Below are 406 nucleotides of genomic sequence, written 5' to 3' on the forward strand. Positions count from 1 at the left end.
CTTCGCAGTGATGCCCGGGTGGAGCCGCTCCCGGTGGACGCCGCTTTCTGGCAGCGTCTGGTATCCGGTGAGCTGGGCACCTTCCACAACGAATATCTGGTGTCGCTTTACGACTTCGGTGCGGATTGGACGAGCTGGGAGCGACACCCCAACGGGGACGAGATCGTATTGCTGCTCAGCGGCGCGGTGACGTTCATTCTTGAACACGATGGCCAGCAGCAGGCGACGCAGCTGGAACAGGCGGGGGCGTACCTCATCGTCCCGAAGGGCACCTGGCATACGGCCCGGGTGGCCACGCCTTCCCGGATGCTGTTCATCACCGCCGGCGAGGGTACGGAGCATCGGGCGGCCTGAAGCCGGGGCTGACGGAAACACGGATTCAGTAGTGATACCGCAACTGGGCGAC

1 protein-coding gene is annotated in these 406 nt (G+C 64.3%); it reads left to right on the plus strand.

Features of this window, described 5'->3' with window-relative positions; genetic code table 11:
- On the plus strand, positions 1-354 hold a 354-nt coding region (locus ASV53_RS24740; RefSeq protein WP_094959038.1), incomplete at its 5' end, for a cupin domain-containing protein.
- Positions 355-406 lie beyond the last annotated feature (52 nt).

Origin of the sequence: Photobacterium sanguinicancri (genome assembly GCF_002265265.1) — a bacterium.
Lineage (GTDB): Bacteria > Pseudomonadota > Gammaproteobacteria > Enterobacterales > Vibrionaceae > Photobacterium > Photobacterium sanguinicancri.